This window comes from Sphingomonas sp. IC081 (genome assembly GCF_006874585.1).
Taxonomy (GTDB): domain Bacteria; phylum Pseudomonadota; class Alphaproteobacteria; order Sphingomonadales; family Sphingomonadaceae; genus Novosphingobium.
Genome location: NZ_CP029761.1, coordinates 2,643,375 through 2,662,759 on the forward strand (window position 1 = coordinate 2,643,375; position 19,385 = coordinate 2,662,759).

Genomic DNA, 19,385 nt, shown 5'->3' on the forward strand with positions numbered 1-19,385 from the left:
GCACGCCGCCGGAAGAAAGAGCGGGGTCCCCGCCTGCGCGGGGACGACGAATAGGCTTAGGCGACGTTGCGATCCTTTCTCAGTTCAATCAGTTCCGCAGGGGCTTGCCGGTTTCGAGCATGTGCTCAACGCGGGCGACCGAGCGGGCGTCACGCAGGCGGCCCATGAAGGCATCGCGTTCCAGCTTGAGCAGTTCGCCCTCGCTCACCGTGTCGACGAGGTCGAACTCGCCGCCGCCGGTCAGCACATCGGCCAGCACGCCGGAAACGACCACGTCATAGTCGGTCGCCATGCCGCGCTTGTGGAAGCCTTCCACCGCAAGGCCAAGCGCCGTGCGGCCACCGGCGCCGGGCAGCTTGAACTCGGGCGCTTCGGGCGGGGTGTAGCCTTCCACCAGCGACAGCGCCTTCTGCTTGGCGTCGTAGAGCAGGCGATCGCGGTTCATCGAGATGCCGTCCCCGCTGCGCAGGATCATCATCTCGCGCGCCTGCTGGGCAGACTTGGAGACCTGTGCGGTCGAGACCATCTCGAACACCTTGGCCACGGCGGGCATCGGGCCCTTGGGCATGCCCGGAGCCCCACGCCAGCGCTCGATCATCTCGCCATTGCCGCCCCAGCCGGGAACGAGGCCGACGCCGCATTCCACAAGGCCGCAGTAGAGTTCGGCATGGGCCTGGATCGCGTCGCAGTGGAGCAGGATCTCGCAGCCGCCGCCCAGCGCCATGCCGGCAGGCGCGCCGACGACGGGGAACGGGGCGTACTTGAGGCCCTTGTAGGCGAGCTGGCCACCGGCAACGAGCTTCTCGATCTCGCCCCACGCCGCGATGTTCACCGCAAAGAGCGCGAGGCCGAGGTTGGCACCGGCCGAGAAGGTATCGGCATCGTTGTAGACGACCAGCGCCTTGTACTGCGCCGCCACCAGCGGGATGGCCTGCCCGATCAGCTTCATGACTTCGCCGTCGAGCGCGTTCATCTTGCCGGTGAATTCAAGGCAGACGACGCCGTCGCCAATGTCCCAGAGCGCCGCCGAGGCGTTCCTGAGGATGGGCTTCGACGACAGCTTCACGTCGGCAAGGCGCATCACGCCTTCGGGGCGGACCACGTCGCGGTATTCGCCGTCGAGGCCGAGGAACTGGCGCTTGCCGTTCTCGATCCGGTAGAACGTGCGGTCGCCCGCCACGGTCAGGATCTCCGGCACGGCCTTGCCTTCGGCGGCGAGGCGTTCGGCAAGGTACCTGGCGCCCAGCGTGTCGATCATCTCGAACGGGCCGGCCTTCCAGTTGTAGCCGAGCTTCATCGCGTCATCGACGGCCACCACGTCATCGGCGGCCGAGGGCACGAGGCTGGCGGCATAGGCCAGCGTGTCGCCGAGCACGGCCCATGCATAGGCGCCGATGTCGCCCTTGCTTTCGACCAGCGCCTTGAGGTCGCCCTTGGCAGCAGCGCCGCGCGGGCCCTGTGCGGTAATCGTCGGACGGTATTCGCCGGTTGCAAGGTCGATGGTTTCCTTGCGCCCCCTGCCTTGGACTCCCGCCTCCTTGTTGAGGCGGTAGAACCCGCCCTTGCCCTTGCGGCCGGTGTAGCCCTCGCCGATCATCCTGTTGATCAGCGGGATGTCGCGGGCGATACCGTGATAGAGGTCGCCAGCAGGCAGCGTCGAGGTGAGGCTGGCCTGCAGATGCGGCATCAGGTCGATGCCGACGAGGTCGACAAGACCGAAGATACCGGTCTTGGGCACGCCCATCGGCTTGCCGGCAATGGCGTCGGCCAGTTCGACGGTGATCCCCATGTCGAACGCGGCATTGAGGCCAAGCTGGATCCAGTAAGTGCCGATACGGTTGGCGATGAAGCCCGGGGTATCCTTGGCCTTGACCACGGTCTTGCCCAGCGACACGTCGGCGAACCGTTCGACCTTGGCGGCGACGGCCGCGTCGGTATCGGCGCCGGTGACGATCTCCATCAGGCGCATGTAGCGCGGCGGATTGAAGAAGTGGGTGATGAGGAAGTCGCGCTTGAACGCGTCCGAACGCCCTTCGACCAGATTGGCGAGCGGGATCGTCGAGGTGTTCGACGAGACCGCGGTGCCCTCGCGCTTCACCGCTTCCAGCTTGGCGTAGAGGCCCTGCTTGATGTCGAGACGCTCGATCACCGCCTCGATCACCCAGTCGCACTCGGCGATCTTGTCGAGGTGGTCTTCGATGTTGCCGGTCTCGACCAGCCTGGCGGCCGACTTGCTCATGAACGGCGCCGGCTCGGTCTTGAGCATCTTCGCCACCGCGCCTTCGGCCACCACGTTACGATTGGTGGCATCCTTGGGAACGATGTCGAGCAGCAGCGCCGGCACGCCGGCATTGGCGACCTGAGCGGCAATCCCGGCACCCATGGTGCCGGCGCCGATCACGCAAACTTTCTTGATCGTATTGTCGCTCATTCCACCGACTCCAGGATCGTGGCGATGCCCTGACCGCCGCCGATGCACTGGCTGGCGAGCGCATACTTGCCGCCTTCGCGCTTCAGCAGCGAGGCCGCCTTGCCGACGATGCGCGCGCCGGTGGCACCGAGCGGATGGCCGATGGCGATCGCGCCGCCGTCGATGTTCACCTTGGCCACGTCGAGGCCGAGATCCTTGATACAGGCCAGCGCTTGGCTGGCGAAGGCTTCGTTCAGTTCCACCACGTCGAGATCGCCGGCAGCGATGCCTGCGCGCTCAAGCGCCTTCTGGCTGGAAAGGATCGGGCCAAGGCCCATGGTTTCCGGCGCGCAGCCCGAGATCGCCACCGACTTGATGCGGGCGAGGATCGGCAAGCCGTGGGCGCGGGCATAGTCCTCGGTGGTGACCAGCACGGCGCTGGCGCCATCGGTCAGCGGCGAGGAGGTACCCGCGGTCACCGACCCTGCGGCATCGAACGCGGGCTTCAGGCCGGCAAGGCCCTCGGCGGTGGTTTCGCCGCGGATGGTGCCGTCTTCGCTGACGATCCCGCCCCTGGTCTCGATCGGCACGATCTCGTCGGCCAGCTTGCCCGCATCACGTGCGGCGGCGGCCTTCTGCTGGCTGGAGACGGCCAGCGCTTCCTGGTCGGCGCGCGAGATCTGGTACTTGGCGGCGACGTTCTCGGCGGTTTCGCCCATCGACATGTAGGCGGCGCTCTTCGCGGCCAGCGCCGGGTTGGGCAGCGGGTTGAAGCCCATCATCGGCACCCGGCTCATCGATTCGACGCCTGCGCAGACGAAGACTTCACCCGCGCCGATGGCGATCTGGCCCATGGCATAGTGGATCGAGCTCATCGAGGAGCCGCAGAAACGGTTCACGGTCATGCCGCCGACCGAGATCGGCAGGTCCGCCAGCAGGCCGACGAGGCGGGCGATGTTGAAGCCCTGCTCGCCTTCGGGGAAGGCGCAGCCGACGACGACGTCCTCGATGTCCGACGCTTCCACGCCGGTCCTGGTGATGAGTCCGCGAATCACTTGCGCGGCCAGATCGTCGGGACGGACGCGGGCCAGGGCGCCCTTGTTCGCCAGATGGAAGGGCGAGCGGGCATAACCCGCGATCACGACACTCTTCATGCATTCTCTCCGTCGGAGCCTTACGCCCCACCACCCATCGGGGGGCGTCACCGTTCTTCCCTAAGGGTGCAATTCTTTCCCTATACGTCAAGCAAATTTTCGGTTACGACTTCGGGACACCTCACCCTAAGGGCGCTGCCCTCGGGGGACAGAAGGTACGAATTGGAGAGATGATGGAAAGGTCGCTCATGAGACTTTGGAAACCCGTGGGGACGGCGCTGGTTGCCGCTGTCGTGCTCATGAATCCGGCGTTTGCCGCCAATCCCGACCAGGTCGTCGGCAAGTGGCGCACGCCTTCGAAGCACGGCGTCATCGAGCTTGCGCGCTGCGGCGAATCGGTCTGCGGCCGCATCGTCGAATCGGACGGCATCAAGGCCAATCCGGACCTGCGCGACGTGAACAACAAGGACGCCAGCCAGCGCACCCGCAAGGTCAAGGGCCTGCAGATGGTCGGCGGCTTCAAGCGCCAGGGCAACGAGTGGGTCAACGGCCAGATCTACAATCCCGAGGACGGCGGCACCTACAAGGCGACGATCACGCCGGTGGACGCCAACACCCTCAAACTGAAGGGCTGCATCGTCTGGCCTCTGTGCAAGACCCAGACCTGGACACGCATTCCCTGATCGCGGCGATCGCCGGGACCGCGGAACCACGATGAAAAACTGTACCGTCACGCGCCCCTGACGCGTGACAGGAATTCTAAAAAGCTTCAGGGAACAAAGATTTAGGGAGACGATAATGCACAAGTTCACGGGCCGCATCGTGCTCGCAGGCACGGCATCGGTACTGGCGCTCGGCATGGCCGGCGCCGCCCATGCCCAGGCCTTCTACCTTCAGGAACAGTCGGTGCGTGCCCAGGGCCGCGCCTTCTCGGGCGAAGCGGCCGATACCGGCGTGGATTCGCTGTGGTGGAACCCCGCCGCGATCGGCGGCCTCGACGGCGGCCAGGCCGCGATCCACGCCAGCGCCATCCTGCCGCGCGGCAAGGTCGTCGATGACGGCACCCTGATCGTGCGCCCGGGCCAGACCCCGGCCTCGGTCGGCGGCAATGCCGTGTCCAAGAACCCGATCGACAACGGCGTGCTGCCCTCGGGCGCGGTGGCCTACGGCTTCGGCAAGGTCGCCTTCGGCCTCACCGTCACCTCGCCCTACTCGTTCACCACCAACTACGATTCCGACAGCTGGGCCCGCTATTCGGCCGACAAGACCAAGCTGCGCACCATCGACATCCAGCCGAGCGTCGCCTTCCAGCCGGTCGAGGGCCTCTACCTCGGCGCCGCGCTCAACGTCGAACATGTCAGCGCCACCCTCGACAACTACCTGCCCAACCTCTCGCCGCTGCTGGCCGACGGCCATCAGCAGCTCAAGGGCAGCGGCTGGGATCTCGGCTGGTCGGTCGGCGCCCAGTACCACAACGGCCCGGCCTCGATCGGCGTCGCCTACAAGTCGGCGGTCAAGCACAAGCTGAAAGGTTCGCTGACCATCGACGGCCTGCTCGGCCCGCTGGCCGGCAACAACATGTCGCTCGACACCACGGCCGAGTTCAGCACACCCTGGCAGGCGATCATGTCGGCCCGCGTCAAGGCCACCAAGCAGCTGACCCTCAACGCCCAGGTCGTGGCCTATGGCTGGAGCAAGTTCGACACCATCGACCTCGGTTCGCCGCTCAACAGCTCGATCCCCGAGAACTACAAGGACGGCTTCTCCTACGCCTTCGGCCTCGACTATGACCTGAGCCCGAAGTGGACCCTGCGCGGCGGCATCCAGTACGGCGAGACCCCGACCCAGGATGGAAACCGTGACGCCCGCGTGCCCGACAGCAACCGCTGGAACTTCTCGGCCGGCACCACCTATAACCTCAGCAGCAAGATCGCGATCGACGCGGCCGCCTCGTACATCACCTTCAAGGATGCCCCGATCGACCGCGTGACCGCCGCCTATGTCGGCACCGCCGCGCAGACACCGGTCCTCACCAACGGCTCGCTGCAGGACGCCTATGCCATGGTCTTCTCGCTCGGTGCCCGGGTGAGCTTCTGATGACATCCGCGGCGACGATCGACAGCAACACTCCCGCGACAGGAGGCACCTTGGAAACGCAACTCCCCTCTTACACGCCGGACGAAATGCCGCCGATCGCGCCGCGCTTGCTTACCGATCTGCTGGACCATGCCGTGGACGTCCACGGCGCCTGGCCGGCGATCGACTTCATGGGCCGCAAGTGGTCCTATGCCGAAGTCGGAGACCTCGCGCGGCGCGCCGCGCGGGGCCTTCAGGACCTCGGCGTGGTCAAGGGCACGCGCGTCGGCCTGTGCCTGCCGAACACGCCCTATTACGTGATCTGCTACTTCGCGATCCTGCGCATCGGCGGCATCGTGGTGAACTTCAACCCGCTCTACACCGAGCGCGAGATGGCGCATCTGGTGAAGGATTCGGGCGCCGAGATCATCATCGCCTCCGACCTGGCGCTCTCGCTGCCCAAGATCGAGCCGCTGGTCGGCGCCGCCTGCGGCAGCCTCAAGCGCGTGGTGGTCTGCCCGATCGCCGATGCCCTGCCCAAGCTCAAGGGCCGCGCCTATCGCCTGCTCAAGCGCAAGGACATCGCGCATGAGCCGCACGACCTGCGCTTCGTGCGTTATGCCGACCTCATCGCCCGCAATGCCGATCCCGACCCGGTCGCGCGCGATCCGCAGGACCTTGCGGTGCTGCAGTACACCGGCGGCACCACCGGCGTGCCCAAGGGGGCGATGCTCACCCACGCCAACCTTGCCGCCAATTCCGCGCAGATGTGCGCCCATGTCGGCCACATGCCCGACCACCAGGAGCGCACGCTCGGCGTCCTGCCGCTGTTCCACGTCTTTGCGCTGACCACGGTGCTCAACTACTCGGTGGACACCGCCGCCGAGATGATCCTGCTGCCGCGCTTCGAGATGAAGTCGTTCCTCGCCACCGCGCGGCGCACCAGGCCGACGCAGTTCTTCGGCGTGCCCACGCTCTACACCGCGCTCAACAACCAGGACCTCCACGGCGAGTTCGACAATGTGCGCGTGTGCATCTCGGGCGGCGCGCCACTGCCGCTGGAAGTGCGCCAGAAATTCGAGCAGCGCACCGGCGTGCGCGTGGTGGAAGGCTACGGCCTGTCCGAAGCCTCGCCGATCATCGCCTGCAACCCGCTCGAGGGTCTGGTCAAGAACAACTCCTGCGGCCCCGCCTTCCCCGGCACCGTGCTGGAGATCCGCGATCCCGACAATACCCACCGGATTCTCGGCCCGGGCGAGCGCGGCGAAGTCTGCGCGCGCGGACCGCAGGTCATGGCGGGCTACTGGAACCGCCCCGAGGAATCGGACAAGACCTTCATCTTCGGCGCCCTGCGCACGGGCGACATTGGCTATCTCGACGAAGACGGCTATCTGTTCCTGGTCGACCGGATCAAGGACATGATCCTGTGCGGGGGGTACAACGTCTATCCACGGATCATCGAGGATGCGCTCTACGAGCATCCGATGGTCCACGAGGCGATCGTGATCGGCGTTCCCGACGCCTATCGCGGCCAGAGCCCCAAGGCCTTCGTGGCGCTGCACCCGGGCGATGTTCTGGATCAGGACACGCTCATGGCGTTCCTGCGCGAAAGGCTGAACAAGATCGAAATGCCCAGCTCCATCGAATTCCGCGACAGCCTGCCCAAGACGCTGGTCGGCAAGCTTTCCAAGAAGGAACTGGTCGAGGAAGAGGCCGCCCGGCGCGCCGCTTCGGGTGAGGCTGCATGAACGGCGCGGGGGCAGCGCTGGACGGCAGTGTCGAAGGGGCACCGGTGCCCGAAACCGGTCCCGGCACCGACATGCTCGGCATCCAGGAAGCCGCCACGCAGCTCGGCGTGACCATGCGCACCTTGCGTTTCTACGAGGACAAGGGCCTGATCGCGCCGCACCGCGCGGGCACCACCCGCATCTATTCGAAGCGCGAGATGGGCCGCATGCAGCTGATCCTGCGCGGCAAGCGGCTGGGTTTCTCGATCCGCGAGATCAAGGAATTCCTCGACCTCTACGACGTCGACCCGGAGCATCAGGAGCAGGTCCGCGCCCTGCTCTTGCGCATCCGCGACCGGATCGAGGAACTGCGCCAGCAGCGCACCGCGATCGACCAGACGCTGGAGGAAATGCTCTCGATCGAACGCCAGTCGCTCGCCTGGCTGGAAGGCTCGCCGGTGAAGCCGGTGAAAGGCCCTGCCGGTGCGTGAAGCGGCCGTCGCCGACCTGATCGGCCTGCTCACGGTCGAGGAAATCGATACCGGCATCTTCCGCGGCGCCGCCGTCTCGCCGCAGCCGGGCCGCGTCTATGGCGGTCAGGTGGTGGCGCAGGCGCTGGCCGCCGCCGCGCGGGACATCGCCCCCGACCGGCAAGCCCACTCGCTCCACGCCTACTTCCTGCGCGCGGGCGATGCCGGACGGCCGGTCGTCTACCGCGTATTGCCCGATTTCGACGGCAACAGCTTCTCCAATCGCCGTGTCGTCGCCATGCAGGGCGGCAAGCCGATCCTGAACCTCGCCGCCTCGTTCCACCGGCCCGAAGAGGGGCTCGCCCACGCGGTGCCGATGCCGCTAGTACCCGCGCCCGAACAGTGTCCGGACTTCAAGACCGCGCTCGCCGCCGCCGGGCAGAAGCTGCCCGGCTTCCTGCTCGAACGCCTCGCTGCCTTCGAGATCCGGCCCTGCCCGCCCGCGCCCCCCGGAACCGGCGAGGGCGATCTGCCGCAGCGCAACCAGTGGTTCCGCATGGCCGCGCCGATGGGCGAGGATGCGGTGATGCAGCGCGTCGTCCTTGCCTACGCCAGCGACTTCGCGCTGATCTCCACCGCGCTGATGCCGCACGGCATGGGCTTCTTCTCGCCCGGCGTCTCCGGCGCCAGCCTCGATCACACGATCTGGTTCCACCAGACCCCGCCCATCGACGACTGGCTGCTCTATGCGATGGACAGCCCCTGGTCCGGCCACGCCCGCGGCTTCGCACGCGGGGCGATCTATTCGCGCGACGGGACTTTGGTGGCGAGTGTGGCGCAAGAGGGGTTGCTTCGGGTGAAGCAAGGATAAGAGAAAGCAGGGGAGCAGAGCCCCCCTGCACCCCCGATACCGTCTGGGTCAGGCTGACCAACTGCGCAGCGCGCCCATGGCGGCGTCGGGAGACTTATTGGCTGCGCCGCAAGGAGCGCACGACAGTTTGGCGAGGCGCAACGAAGACATTATGCGGGTCTGGGGGATCATCCCCCAGGACTTCTCTCTTTTACCTTAAACCCCGATCAGTTCCCGCCCGATCAGCATCCGCCGGATCTCGTTGGTGCCCGCGCCGATATCCAGCAACTTGGCATCGCGCAGATAGCGCTCGACCGGCCAGTCCCTGGTATAGCCCGCCCCCCCCAGCGCCTGCACCGCCTCGCCCGCGACGCGGAAGGCGTTCTCGCTGGCCAGCAGGATCGCCCCGGCCGCGTCGAAGCGGGTGGTCTGCCCGGCGTCGCAGGCGCGCGCCACCGCATAGACATAGGCCCGCGCCGATTGCAGCGCGACGTACATGTCCGCCACTTTCGCCTGCATCAGCTGGAACGTGCCGATGGCGCTGCCGAACTGGCGGCGCTCGCGCACATAGGGGATCACGGTGTCGAGGCAGGCCTGCATGATGCCGATCTGGAGGCCGGCCAGCACCACGCGCTCGTAGTCGAGGCCGCTCATCAGCACTTTCACGCCGCCGTTGAGCGGGCCCATCACGTTCCCGGCAGGCACGAAGCAATCGTCGAACACCAGCTCGCAGGTGGGCGAGCCGCGCATGCCCATCTTGTCGATCTTCTGGCTGATCGAGAAACCGGGCATGTCCTTCTCAATCAGGAAGGCGGTGATGCCCTTCGATCCGGCCTCGGCATCGGTCTTGGCATAGACCACCAGCACATCGGCACAGGTGCCGTTGGTGATCCAGAACTTGGTGCCGTTGAGGCTGAAACCGCCCTCTACGGCGTCGGCGCGCAGCTTCATGCTGACGACGTCCGACCCGGCGCCTACTTCGGACATGGCGAGGCTGCCCACATGCTCGCCCGAGATCAGCTTCGGCAGGTACGCCGCCTTCTGCGCGTCATTGCCCCAGCGGCGGATCTGGTTGACGCAGAGGTTCGAATGGGCGCCGTAGGACAGGCCCACCGAGGCCGAGGCACGGCTGACTTCCTCCACCGCGATCACATGCTCCAGATAGCCGAGCCCGGTGCCGCCCCACTCTTCCTCGACCGTCAGCCCGTGGAGGCCGAGTTCGCCCATCGCGGGCCAGAGTTCGCGCGGGAACCAGTCCTCGGCATCGATCTTCGCAGCCAGCGGCGCGATCTGCTCGTCGGCGAAGCGGGCGACGCTTTCGCGGATCATCCCGGCGCTTTCGCCCAGTGCGAAGTCGAAGTCGGGGGTGGCTTTCATGTCGTCTTCCCAAAATTCCACGGCGCGTCCTTGCGGCCTTTGCGGACGAAACTATCGAAAGCCTCAGGTTCAAACAAATTGAAACTTACAGGATCCTTGAATAGATTTTACCAATGATAAAGCGCGCCCACATCCGGCATTTCCTGGCCGTGGCCGATTCCGGCAGCTTCAAGCAGGCAGCGGCGCGGCTGCATGTGACCCAGCCCACCGTCTCCACCGCCATCGCCGAACTGGAGCGTCTGGTGGGCTCTGCGCTGTTCGTGCGCGACCGGCGCCATGTCCGCCTGACCGAGCCGGGCGGCGCCTTCCTGCCCATCGCCCGCGACCTGGAAGCCGGCTTCCGCCGCGCCGACCAGTTCGCCAAGGCCTCGGCCTATCCCGAGCAGCCCTGGCCGGACCTCAAGCTGGGGGTGATCCCGACGATCTGCGGCTCGATGCTGCAAGCCATCGCCGCGCAGTTGGCCGAGCACTACGGCGTGGAACTGGTGGAGGGCGACGATCACGAGCTGCGCGGCCAGTTGGCCAGCGGCAAGATCCAGCTTGCCCTCACCCTGCTGGGCAAATCCGAAAACGGGGCCGAAAACCGGCCGGAAGTCACGCCGCTGCTGGAAGAACCCTATGTCGTGGTCATGGCGGCGCGCCACCCGCTCGCCGGAACCGCCGAGATCGCCGCCGGGGACCTCGCCAGCGAGATCATGATCGCCCGCCGCTCCTGCGAGGCGCTGCAGCGCACCAGCCGCTTCTTCACCGATGCCGGGGTGCGCCCGCGCTTTGCCCTGCGCAGCGAGAACGAGGACCGCTGCCTGCGCATGGTCGCGGCGGGCCTTGGCATAACGGTGGCGCCGCGCTCGCTGGCCCCGGAAGGGACGGCGACGGCCGAAGTGAGGGATTTCGGCCTGACGCGGCGCCTGGGTTTCATCCGCGCGCCGGTCCATCCCGGCAGCGCGGATGAAGCGGAAAAGCTGGCGGCGATACTGGAGACGATCGCCGCCAGCCTTCCCCCTAACTGATCATTCCGGCGGGGTATCCTTGTAGGTATCCCAGTTCTTGAGCCAGGCATTGACCACCTTGGAACCGACCACGTAGAGGCTCTCCACCGAGGCTTCGAGCCCGGCATACCCCTCGTTCTCGCGCAGCAGGTAGGAGGCGGCATCCACGCCCGGCGGCGGCATCGTGTAGTTGGAGCCGGCCCGCAGCACGAGCACACGGTCCTTCTGCGCCCGGCCGATCCGGTCGAGATAGGTCATCGCCTGAAGCACGCCGGTGTCTTCCATGGCCGAGGTCACGAATTCGCCCTTGCCTTGCGTCCAGTAATGCACCCAGTCGTTGGCCCAGTCGGTCAGCAGCTTGCCGTGCCAGAAGGTCATCGCCGAAAGCGTCTCGCCCTCCAGCACGAACGGCGGCTTCTGCGCGTTGGGATAGCCGGTGAAGCGCATGCGTTCGGTGCGGATCGCGTCGCTGTCGGGCAGCTTGACGTCCCTGGTCAGGTTGAACGCCCAGCCGACCAGCCTGGGGTTGATCTGGTAGACTTCGCCGCCCGAGGTATCGATCGGCGTGGTGGTGTCGTTCGGACCCTTGAGATGGCGCGGGAAATAGCCGCTTTTCCAGTCCTTGGGGATCTCGCGCGCGTCGATCTCGTGGGCCAGATCACCGTCGACCACATAGCGCGCCCAGGCCGCCGAGCCGATCGAGGCATCCTGCGGGTCGATCCCGGCGATGCCCGCCACCAGCCAGTAGGCCTTCGACAGATCGAAGCGCGGATCGAGGCCGAGCGCCATCGTCGCCGCCGTCGAGCGCGCGGTGCCGACGCCGGTCACCATGCCCAGAACCTGCGTTTCCGGGTTGTAATAGAGGTCATGGAACGACTGCGGGAAAGGAATGCGCTGGGTGAGGTGCGCGCGTTCCTTCCAGAGCTGGAATTCGCCCGCCGTATCGCCTTCGTCCTTGCCGATCTCGAACAGCGAGACGACCACCACTTTGACCGGCAGCGGCGCCGCGCAGGGCTTGCCCGGCTGGCAGGCGGAAATGTCGGGAACGGCAGGAGCCGCGAGCGTCGGGGCGGCGCCCAGCGCCAACGCGGCGGCCGCCAGGAGCACCGGAAATGTCTTCGAAAGGATCATCAAGAGCACGCGCCTAAAAGGGAACCGGGGGCGCCAGTAGGGAAGCGCCCCCGGAAGAGGAAAAATCAGAACTTGTAGACGATCGAGCCCTGCCAGCTGCGCGGGGTTTCCGGCAGCACGATGGTCGAGCCGAACAGTTCGGTGAAGTTGGCGCGGAAGTAGCGCTCGTTGGTGGCGTTCTTCACCACCACGCGGAAGAGCCACGGCCCGGTCTCGTACGAGGCCGAGAGATCGACCTTGGTATAGGCCGGCAGCTTCACCGCCTGCGACTGGCCGGAATAGACCGAATCCACCTTCACCGCGCTGGCGCTGAGCGCAAGGCCCATGTCGAAGGCATAAGTCGCCGTCAGCGAGTAGAGGTTGGTCGGGATACCGGCGCGGCGCGACTTCGCCTTGCTGTCGACCAGCACGAGGCCGATCGGCTGGCCGCCGAGGTAGAGCGTGGGATCGGAGACGTTGACCAGATCCTCGATGCCGAAGAAGCTGAACAGCGAACCGTCCTCGATCGCGGTCAGGTTGTAGACCTTGGTGCGGGTGTAGCCGCCGGTCACCAGCAGGTGCTTGTTGACCGACCAGCGCGCCTCGGCCTCGAGCCCCTTGGTCTCAACCGACTGGTTCACGGTGATCGACTGGATGTTATAGTCGGTACGCTTCTGCTTGTAGACCGACAACGCCGCATAGAGCCGGTCGTCGAGGAAGCTGCCCTTGATGCCGCCTTCGTAGAGCTTGGATGCCGAAACGAAGGTGCCGGCAGCGACGTCGCCCGCGTAGAGTTCGGCGCCCTGCCCGGCGATCACCGTCGACTGGCGGGCGATGGTGGCATAGGGGATCACGCCGAAGGGCAGCTTGTAGTTGGCGGAGGCCGACCACGACCAGGCGCCCTTGCTGTTGCTGGCCGAGACCAGCGTGGGGGCGACCAGCATCTTGGTGGGGTCGTAGGTCGACTTGGCCTTGATGTAGTCGTAGCGGCCGCCCAGCGTGATGCCGAGGCCGAAGTTGAAGTCGAGATCGGCAAGGCCCGCCAGCGCGTAGTCGGTATAGTGGCCGGTCACGTAGTTCGAATAGCCGCAGTCCGCCGCCGTGTAGCCGGCCTCGGTGCTGAACGGGCATTCGGTGGCGAGCAGGCGGTCCGACAGGGCGTTGTAGCCCACCGTCAGGTCGACGCGGTGGAAGTATTCGTAATCGAAATCGTCACCGTGCTTGAACTTGGTGTAGCGGATCGAGGGCGAGACCTGGAACGCGAACTTGCCGATATCGCTGGTGAACTTCTTGGCGAGGACGATCTTGTCCTCGAACACCCAGGAATCGTGGAATTGCGCGAAGCCGTAGGCGTTCTCGTTGATGTTCTCGTAGCTGTCGTAGAAGGCCTGGTTCTTGATCTGGAGGTCGTCCTCACCATCCCAGATCAGGTCCGCGTAGAGGGTGGTGCCACGGTTATCGAGCCGGTCGTCCTTGCCCGCCAGAACGTCCTTGCGGCTGAGCTTGGTGGTGCCGGTGTTGGTCAGCGCCATCCAGGGATAGGTGTCCGTGAAGGTCGCGTCGGTGAACGAGGCGGCCGGCACCCCGAACGGGCCGAAGCTCCCGATCGCCTGGAACTCGCTGGCGGAAATCTGGCCGTCGCCATTGGCATCGACCGATTGCGCGGCGCCGGTGATGTAGGTGCCGTGATCGACCAGATCCTGCGTCAGGCGGTTCCAGCCGCCGTTCTGCACGCCCTTGAAGTTCTGGTACATGCCGCCGAATTCCAGCCGCAGGTTGGGCGTGAAGTCGGTATCGAAAGCGGCCTGCAGCACCGTGTTCTTGGTGGAGATATTGCGGTAGTAACTGCCGGAATCTTCCACTTCGGCGAACAGGCTATAGCCGAATTCCTGGCTGCCGATCTTGCCGGGACCGCGGATTTCGGCCTTGAGATCGGCCTTCTCCCACGAGCCGCCGGTAAAGGTCACTTCGCCTTCGGGATCGGAGAGGTAGGAACCGCCCGCCACGCGCGCGGTCTTGGGCACGAAGTTCATGTAGCCGCCGGTCTTCGACGGGCCGTAGATCGGCGAGGCAGGACCGCGCACGATGTCGATGCGGTCCGAAGCGCCGATCGGGGTCGGGTAGTTGCCCGGATTGTCGAGGCGGCGCATGCCGCGGAAGTAGACTTCACCCGGCGTGCCGCGAATGTCGAGCGCGCCGCCAACCCCGAAGAACGAGTTGGTGAACGTGCCCGGCGCCTGCGCGACGAGATCGTAGATATCCGTGATGCCGAAGCGTTCGATCTGCTCGTTGCTGATCGTCGAGGCCGAGCGCGGCGTTTCGGTGATGGTCTTGTCGAACCCGAACACCGAGCCGACATCGGCGACCGGAAGCGCGCCGAGCGAGCCGGTGACGACGATGTCCTTGGCCGGTTCCTCGGTCGGCGCCGGATCCGCCGGAGCGTCTTCGGCAAAGGCGGGCGAAGCGATCGCCGATCCGCACAGCAGCGCGGCCGTGAGACCCATCAGGGCCCCTCGTCGCTTGCCGTACTTCATGGCCGAGCGGAAAATCACCTCATTGTTGTTCGTTGCGGTCATCGTGCCAAACCCCCTGAATTCCGCGCCGCTCACCCCTGATGCGGACCGGATTCGCTTTGTGTGTGTCCCACCTCTCCCATGGGGCTTATTCTTGTTGCGGCGCGTCCTGTGGCGGCGCGCCGGGCACCCATTCCTTGTTTTTTATTCGTTCGTACCGGGCGCAGCCTCCGATGGGGGGCTGGGCGCCGGATTCCAGTCGTCCATGCCTGCCTCGAAGCGGTCGAAACGCGCTTCGAGTTCGGCTTCGAGGCGGGCCTTCTCGCTGCCTGCCTGCAACGCGCGGCAGGCAGGCGCGGCAAAACCGGCCGCGCAGGCCGCCACCGGCTCGCCCGCGCGGCGATCGCGCCAGAGGCCGGTGCCGGGCATGAAACCGAACTCCAGGCTATCGCGTGCGACTTTCTTGAGATCGGCGTACGTCAGCCCCTGCTCGCGCACGGCCCGCTCGTATTCGTTGGTGAGGTCGGTGCGCAGGATGCCCTGATCGTCGGTCGAGAGCGTCACCGGCACCCCGAAGCGGCGGTAGAGATTGATCGGATGCGCACCGCCCTTCACGTCCAGGATCACGTCGTTGCTGGTGAGGTTGACCTCCACCGCGATGTGATCGGCGGCCATCTTGCGCAGGGTGGCGGGCGCGTTGTCCTCATAGGCGATGCCGCTGCCGTGGCCGATGCGCTCGGCCCCGGCCGCGATGGCCTTTCGCATATGGTTCTTCATCGCCGCGGGCGGCACTTGCCCGAAGGCCAGTTCGCCGGCGTGGAGGGTGCGATGGACGCGCGGATACTTGGCGGCAAGGAAACGCACCATCGCCATGTGCAGGTCGTAATCGCGAAGGGCGACCGGCCAGTCCTCGGGCTGGACCAGGTTGATCCCGACATAACGCGGATCGGCATCGGCCAGCGCGAAGGAGAGGATCAGCGAGCGGAACACTTGTGCGGGCGGCAGCGCGCGGAACCCGCTGGCGAGATAGTGCAGCGCCACCCCGCAGGCCGGGTCGGCCGCGGCGGTTCCGCAGGCGAGCCCCTTGCGCACGGTCGCCTCGTCGCGGTCCAGTTCGGCGCGGGCCCGGGCGATGACGGGCGCCAGCGCCTTCACTTCCTGCGCATAGCGCGCGGCCAGCCCCGCCTCGCCGAGCGGCACGTCAGGCGCGGCGAGGATCGAGGCCATCATGACCTCGGGATTGTGCATGAGTTCGAGATAGAGGCCGTGATCGCCCGCGGTCGTGCGCAGCGCCACCATCATCGCCTGCGCCATCTGCCCGCGCGCGGCAGGGCCGAACCGGTCGAAGCTGATGAAGAACTGGGTATGACCGGACACATCGTCCGCGCCGATCCCGTGCTGCCAGCCGCGCGTGCCGAGGTGATCGACCAGCTTCGCGTAGTCGAACGGCCGGTCGCTGGCCAAGCGGGTGATCTTGTCGGCCTCGGCGCAGGGCGGCGGCACCAGCGCGAGATCGGCACCGGCGCAGAACCCCGCCTTGCCCGCCCAGCCCAGCCAGTCCTCCGCCGAAGGCGTGCCGCCGAGGTGGTTGTGCAGATCGCCGCCCTTGGGCATTGCCTGAAGGAACGTGCGCAGCATCGCGGCATTGCCCGACAGCGCATCCATCACGCGGGCCGCGCGGGCCTCTCCGGCGGCGTCGGCCCGCGCCGCCGGGGCAGACGCCAGTACCGAACCGGCCAGAAGTATCGAGGCGAGCAGCCGCTTCACTTCGCAGCGCCTCCGGGAATCTCGTTCCTGTACTGCTCCCAGTGCGCCAGCAGCTCATGCACCACCGGCGCGCCGACGCGGTAGTTCGCCTCGTAGGCCGCCACTTGCCCCGGCCCCTCGTCGCCGACGCTGGCGAGGGCATCGACGCCGGGCGGCGGCATCGAGGGATTGCTGGCCGTGCGCAGCACCAGCACCCGGTTGAGGTCCACCAGCCCCTGCGCCGCGGCATTGAGCATGGCCCCCTGCATCGACTGGCTTTCCATGTTGGTCATGACGAACCGGCCCTTGCCGCCGGTCCACAGCTTCACCCAGTCCCGCGCCCACTGCGTGCGCTCCGGCCCGTGCCAGTAACGCACCGAGCCCAGCGTCTCGCCCTCCAGCACGAACGGCGGCTTCTGGGCATTGGGATAGCCCTTCCAGGCCGCCCGCGCCTTGGCGAGTTCGGGATTGTCCGGGATGACCACGTTCCTGGTCATCGCGAAAGCCCAGCCCTCCAACCCCCGGTTGAGCGGCGCGGCCATCGACAAGGCGCCCGCATCGGTCATGCCGGCAAAGCTGTCGGGATTGTCGGGAAGCTGGTTGGGGGCCTTGGCGCCGATCGCGAAGAGGCCGTAAGGCCAGCCCTTGGGCGCCGCGCGGTCGTCGAACTCGCGCAGGGTATCGCCCGAGACCACCCAGCGCGACCATGCCGCGCTGCCGACCGAGGCCACTTCCGGATCGACCCCGGAAATGCCGGTGAACAGCCAGTAGGTCTTCGAGAAATCGAAACGCGGGTCGAGCGTCAGCGCAGTCAGCTGCTCGCCGACGCCGCTCATCAGCGATCCGGCGCTGCCCCAGACGATGCCGTAGAGCCCGTCCTTGTTGCGCAGCAGCGGATGCAGGACGCCGCGCACCGCGATCTTCTCGTCGAGATGCTCCCGCTCGGCCCAGAGCTGGAATTCGCCGGGCGCATCGCCGGTATCGGCGCCGGGTTCGAAATTGGCGACCACCACGACCTTGACGGGAATCGGGGCAACCACGGGCAGGGCAGGCACCGCCGGCTCCGCTGCCTGCGCCATGGACGCTCCCGCGGACGGCACCGCCAGCACCGCGAGTGCGCAGGCCAGCCTCCACCTCATGCGGGACGCAATCGATTGAATCGTGCTCATGAACCCCTGAACCCCGTGAGGGGGCGCGAACTCTTTGAGAGTGTTGGGAAACCCCTTGGAATTTGCGCCCCCGAGCCGATCGTACGCTCGCAGGCCGCCGCCCGAAACGCGGAGATTCCGCAGGTTCCGGATGGCTGCCCCAGTCGCACCTTTCGACGTTTCCCTTTGCGTAAGGGCTTGACTCGGTGCGAGCAAACGCAATGATTTCGACGCAGCGTTGCAAAAATTAGAGCAGGTTCACGGTCGCATGCCGGCGTTTTCGCGTTTTCTCCGTTATTTCATGGCCGTGGGCAGGCTCGGCTCGATCCGCAAGGCGGCCGACGAGCTCAACGTCTCCGCCTCGGCGATCGACCGGCAGATCCTCAACGTCGAGGCCGAACTCGGCCTGCCGCTGTTCGAGCGCCTGCCCACCGGCCTGCGGCTGACCGCCGCGGGCGAGATGATGATGGCCTCCGGCAGCCAGTGGCAGCACGGCATGGCCAGCCTGCGCGCCCGGATCGAGGACTTGCGCGGGCTGAAACGCGGCCATGTCGACATCGCCGTGATCGACGCGCTCGCCAAGGGTTACGTGCCCGACATGATCCACGCGATCCAGCAGGCCTATCCCGGCATTTCGGTGGGCGTGAAAGTGCAGGGCAACGAACAGGTGCGCCGCGCCATCGCCGAGGGCGAGGTCGACTTCGGCATCCTGTTCGAGCCGCATTCCTACCGCGACCTGACCGTGCGTGCCTTTGTCGAGGTGGTGCTCGGCTTCCTCACCCCGCCCGGCCATCCGCTGGGCGCGCGGCGCGAGGCGCGGTTTTCCGCCTGCGCGGGCGAACCGATGATCGCCCCGGCCGAACCCCTTGCGGTGTGCCAGCAGATCGCCGTGCTCGAAGGCGCCACCGGGGTCGTGCCCGAACGCAAGGTGATGAGCGACAACATCCAGATGATCACCTCGCTGGTCATGCGCGGGGTCGGCGTCGGCGTATTGACCTCGCTCGACGTCGCCACCGAGGTGCAGCGCGGACTGCTCAACTTCACCCGCATTTCCGATCCGCTGCTGCGGCCGATGACCCTGGCGCTGTGCACCGCGTCTGCCCGCACCCCGTCCTACGCGGCGGCGCTGGTGCTGGGCGAGATCGAGAACGGCTTCGGCCAGCTCAGCTATGCCGCCTCGACACGTCCCCAGGCTGGCCACCCGCCCGCCGACCGGCCGGCCGGCAACCGGCCAGCCGCCGAGATGCCCGCGCACGTCGATTGATCGGCGCCCGCGAACCCGATATTTTCCTTTCCAACCTCTCCCTTCAGGAACTCCGACAATGTCCGAATCCGCCGAGCCCCAGCTCCATTTCCTCGAATACTACGAAGACTTCCTCGCCAAGGTCCGCCAGCTTTCGCGCAAGGTCTCCGAGAGCGCGTGGCAGCCCGACTTCGTGATCGGCATCGGCCGCGGCGGGCTGGTTCCCGCCGTCTACATGTCGCAGCAGCTCGACCTGCCGATGCTCTCGATCGACCATTCGTCGAAAGTCCCCGGCTTTGCCGACGAACTGCTGGCCAAGATCGCGGGCATGAGCGCGAACGGCACCCGGGTGCTGTTCATCGACGACATCAACGATTCGGGCGGCACCATCGAGTATATCCGCGGCCTGCTGGCCAGCAACGGCGGCGTGCAGGAGAACCTGCACTTCGGCGTGCTGATCAATAACAAGAGCTCGAAAGTCGAAGTGGACCTGTGGGTCGACATGATCGACCGCGCCGAGGACAAGCGCTGGTTCGTGTTCCCGTGGGAATCGGTGGGCACCCGCGATGCCATCATCGAGGAAGCGATGTCGGTTCCCGAGCGGCTGTCCTGAAATTACAGGCCTGACCGGC

At 66.5% G+C, this 19,385-nt stretch carries 15 protein-coding genes; 8 read left to right on the plus strand and 7 right to left on the minus strand.

Features of this window, described 5'->3' with window-relative positions; genetic code table 11:
• Nucleotides 1–88 precede the first annotated feature (88 nt).
• Complete coding sequence (locus DM450_RS12575) at nucleotides 89–2,431, minus strand: 3-hydroxyacyl-CoA dehydrogenase/enoyl-CoA hydratase family protein (protein WP_142635276.1); 2,343 nt, start codon at nucleotides 2,429–2,431, stop codon at nucleotides 89–91.
• Entirely contained in the window at nucleotides 2,428–3,564 is a 1,137-nt protein-coding gene (locus DM450_RS12580; RefSeq protein WP_142635278.1) for a thiolase family protein, read from the minus strand. Before DM450_RS12580 ends, DM450_RS12575 begins: the two co-directional genes overlap by 4 nt.
• A 188-nt stretch (nucleotides 3,565–3,752) precedes the next feature.
• Between DM450_RS12580 and DM450_RS12585 the strand changes: the two genes are divergently transcribed.
• The 5 genes from DM450_RS12585 to DM450_RS12605 all read left to right on the plus strand — a co-directional run bounded on the left by DM450_RS12585 (nucleotide 3,753) and on the right by DM450_RS12605 (nucleotide 8,648).
• The gene (locus tag DM450_RS12585; protein WP_142635280.1) at nucleotides 3,753–4,187 is read left to right on the plus strand and encodes a DUF2147 domain-containing protein; all 435 of its coding nucleotides are present in this window, start codon (nucleotides 3,753–3,755) and stop codon (nucleotides 4,185–4,187) included.
• Between the two features lie 115 nt (nucleotides 4,188–4,302).
• Entirely contained in the window at nucleotides 4,303–5,601 is a 1,299-nt protein-coding gene (locus DM450_RS12590; protein WP_142635282.1) for an OmpP1/FadL family transporter, read from the plus strand.
• Nucleotides 5,601–7,328: a long-chain-fatty-acid--CoA ligase gene (locus DM450_RS12595; protein ID WP_409529336.1), complete on the plus strand. Its 1,728-nt coding sequence runs from the start codon at nucleotides 5,601–5,603 to the stop codon at nucleotides 7,326–7,328. The genes DM450_RS12590 and DM450_RS12595 overlap by 1 nt, the downstream gene beginning before the upstream one ends.
• Before the next feature lie 71 nt (nucleotides 7,329–7,399).
• Nucleotides 7,400–7,798 carry a MerR family transcriptional regulator gene (locus tag DM450_RS12600; protein ID WP_142637857.1) on the plus strand — a complete coding sequence of 133 codons (399 nt, stop codon included), beginning with the start codon at nucleotides 7,400–7,402 and terminating at the stop codon, nucleotides 7,796–7,798.
• The gene (locus DM450_RS12605) at nucleotides 7,791–8,648 is read left to right on the plus strand and encodes an acyl-CoA thioesterase II (RefSeq protein ID WP_260609847.1); all 858 of its coding nucleotides are present in this window, start codon (nucleotides 7,791–7,793) and stop codon (nucleotides 8,646–8,648) included. Before DM450_RS12600 ends, DM450_RS12605 begins: the two co-directional genes overlap by 8 nt.
• Before the next feature lie 195 nt (nucleotides 8,649–8,843).
• On the opposite strand, the gene DM450_RS12610 is transcribed toward DM450_RS12605, so the two are convergent.
• Complete coding sequence (locus DM450_RS12610) at nucleotides 8,844–10,004, minus strand: isovaleryl-CoA dehydrogenase (RefSeq protein ID WP_142635286.1); 1,161 nt, start codon at nucleotides 10,002–10,004, stop codon at nucleotides 8,844–8,846.
• Nucleotides 10,005–10,117: 113 nt separating this feature from the next.
• On the opposite strand from DM450_RS12610, the gene DM450_RS12615 reads away from it, so the two are divergent.
• On the plus strand, nucleotides 10,118–11,014 hold the full coding sequence (locus tag DM450_RS12615; RefSeq protein ID WP_142635295.1) for a LysR family transcriptional regulator: 897 nt from the start codon (nucleotides 10,118–10,120) through the stop codon (nucleotides 11,012–11,014).
• Here DM450_RS12615 and DM450_RS12620 read toward each other — a convergent pair whose 3' ends face one another.
• The 4 genes from DM450_RS12620 to DM450_RS12635 form a co-directional block, all read right to left on the minus strand.
• Nucleotides 11,015–12,124 carry a purine nucleoside permease gene (locus DM450_RS12620; RefSeq protein ID WP_142635297.1) on the minus strand — a complete coding sequence of 370 codons (1,110 nt, stop codon included), beginning with the start codon at nucleotides 12,122–12,124 and terminating at the stop codon, nucleotides 11,015–11,017.
• Nucleotides 12,125–12,189: 65 nt separating this feature from the next.
• Nucleotides 12,190–14,679 (minus strand): TonB-dependent siderophore receptor, encoded by a 2,490-nt coding sequence (locus tag DM450_RS12625; protein WP_142635299.1) that lies wholly within the window; start codon nucleotides 14,677–14,679, stop codon nucleotides 12,190–12,192.
• A 141-nt stretch (nucleotides 14,680–14,820) separates the two neighbouring features.
• Nucleotides 14,821–16,383: an adenosine deaminase gene (locus DM450_RS12630; RefSeq protein WP_260609848.1), complete on the minus strand. Its 1,563-nt coding sequence runs from the start codon at nucleotides 16,381–16,383 to the stop codon at nucleotides 14,821–14,823.
• On the minus strand, nucleotides 16,380–17,441 hold the full coding sequence (locus DM450_RS12635; protein WP_221889438.1) for a purine-nucleoside phosphorylase: 1,062 nt from the start codon (nucleotides 17,439–17,441) through the stop codon (nucleotides 16,380–16,382). Before DM450_RS12635 ends, DM450_RS12630 begins: the two co-directional genes overlap by 4 nt.
• A 337-nt stretch (nucleotides 17,442–17,778) precedes the next feature.
• Between DM450_RS12635 and DM450_RS12640 the strand changes: the two genes are divergently transcribed.
• Both DM450_RS12640 and DM450_RS12645 read left to right on the plus strand, forming a co-directional pair.
• On the plus strand, nucleotides 17,779–18,774 hold the full coding sequence (locus tag DM450_RS12640; RefSeq protein WP_142635301.1) for a LysR family transcriptional regulator: 996 nt from the start codon (nucleotides 17,779–17,781) through the stop codon (nucleotides 18,772–18,774).
• Between the two features lie 58 nt (nucleotides 18,775–18,832).
• Nucleotides 18,833–19,366 (plus strand): phosphoribosyltransferase, encoded by a 534-nt coding sequence (locus tag DM450_RS12645; protein WP_142635303.1) that lies wholly within the window; start codon nucleotides 18,833–18,835, stop codon nucleotides 19,364–19,366.
• Nucleotides 19,367–19,385 lie beyond the last annotated feature (19 nt).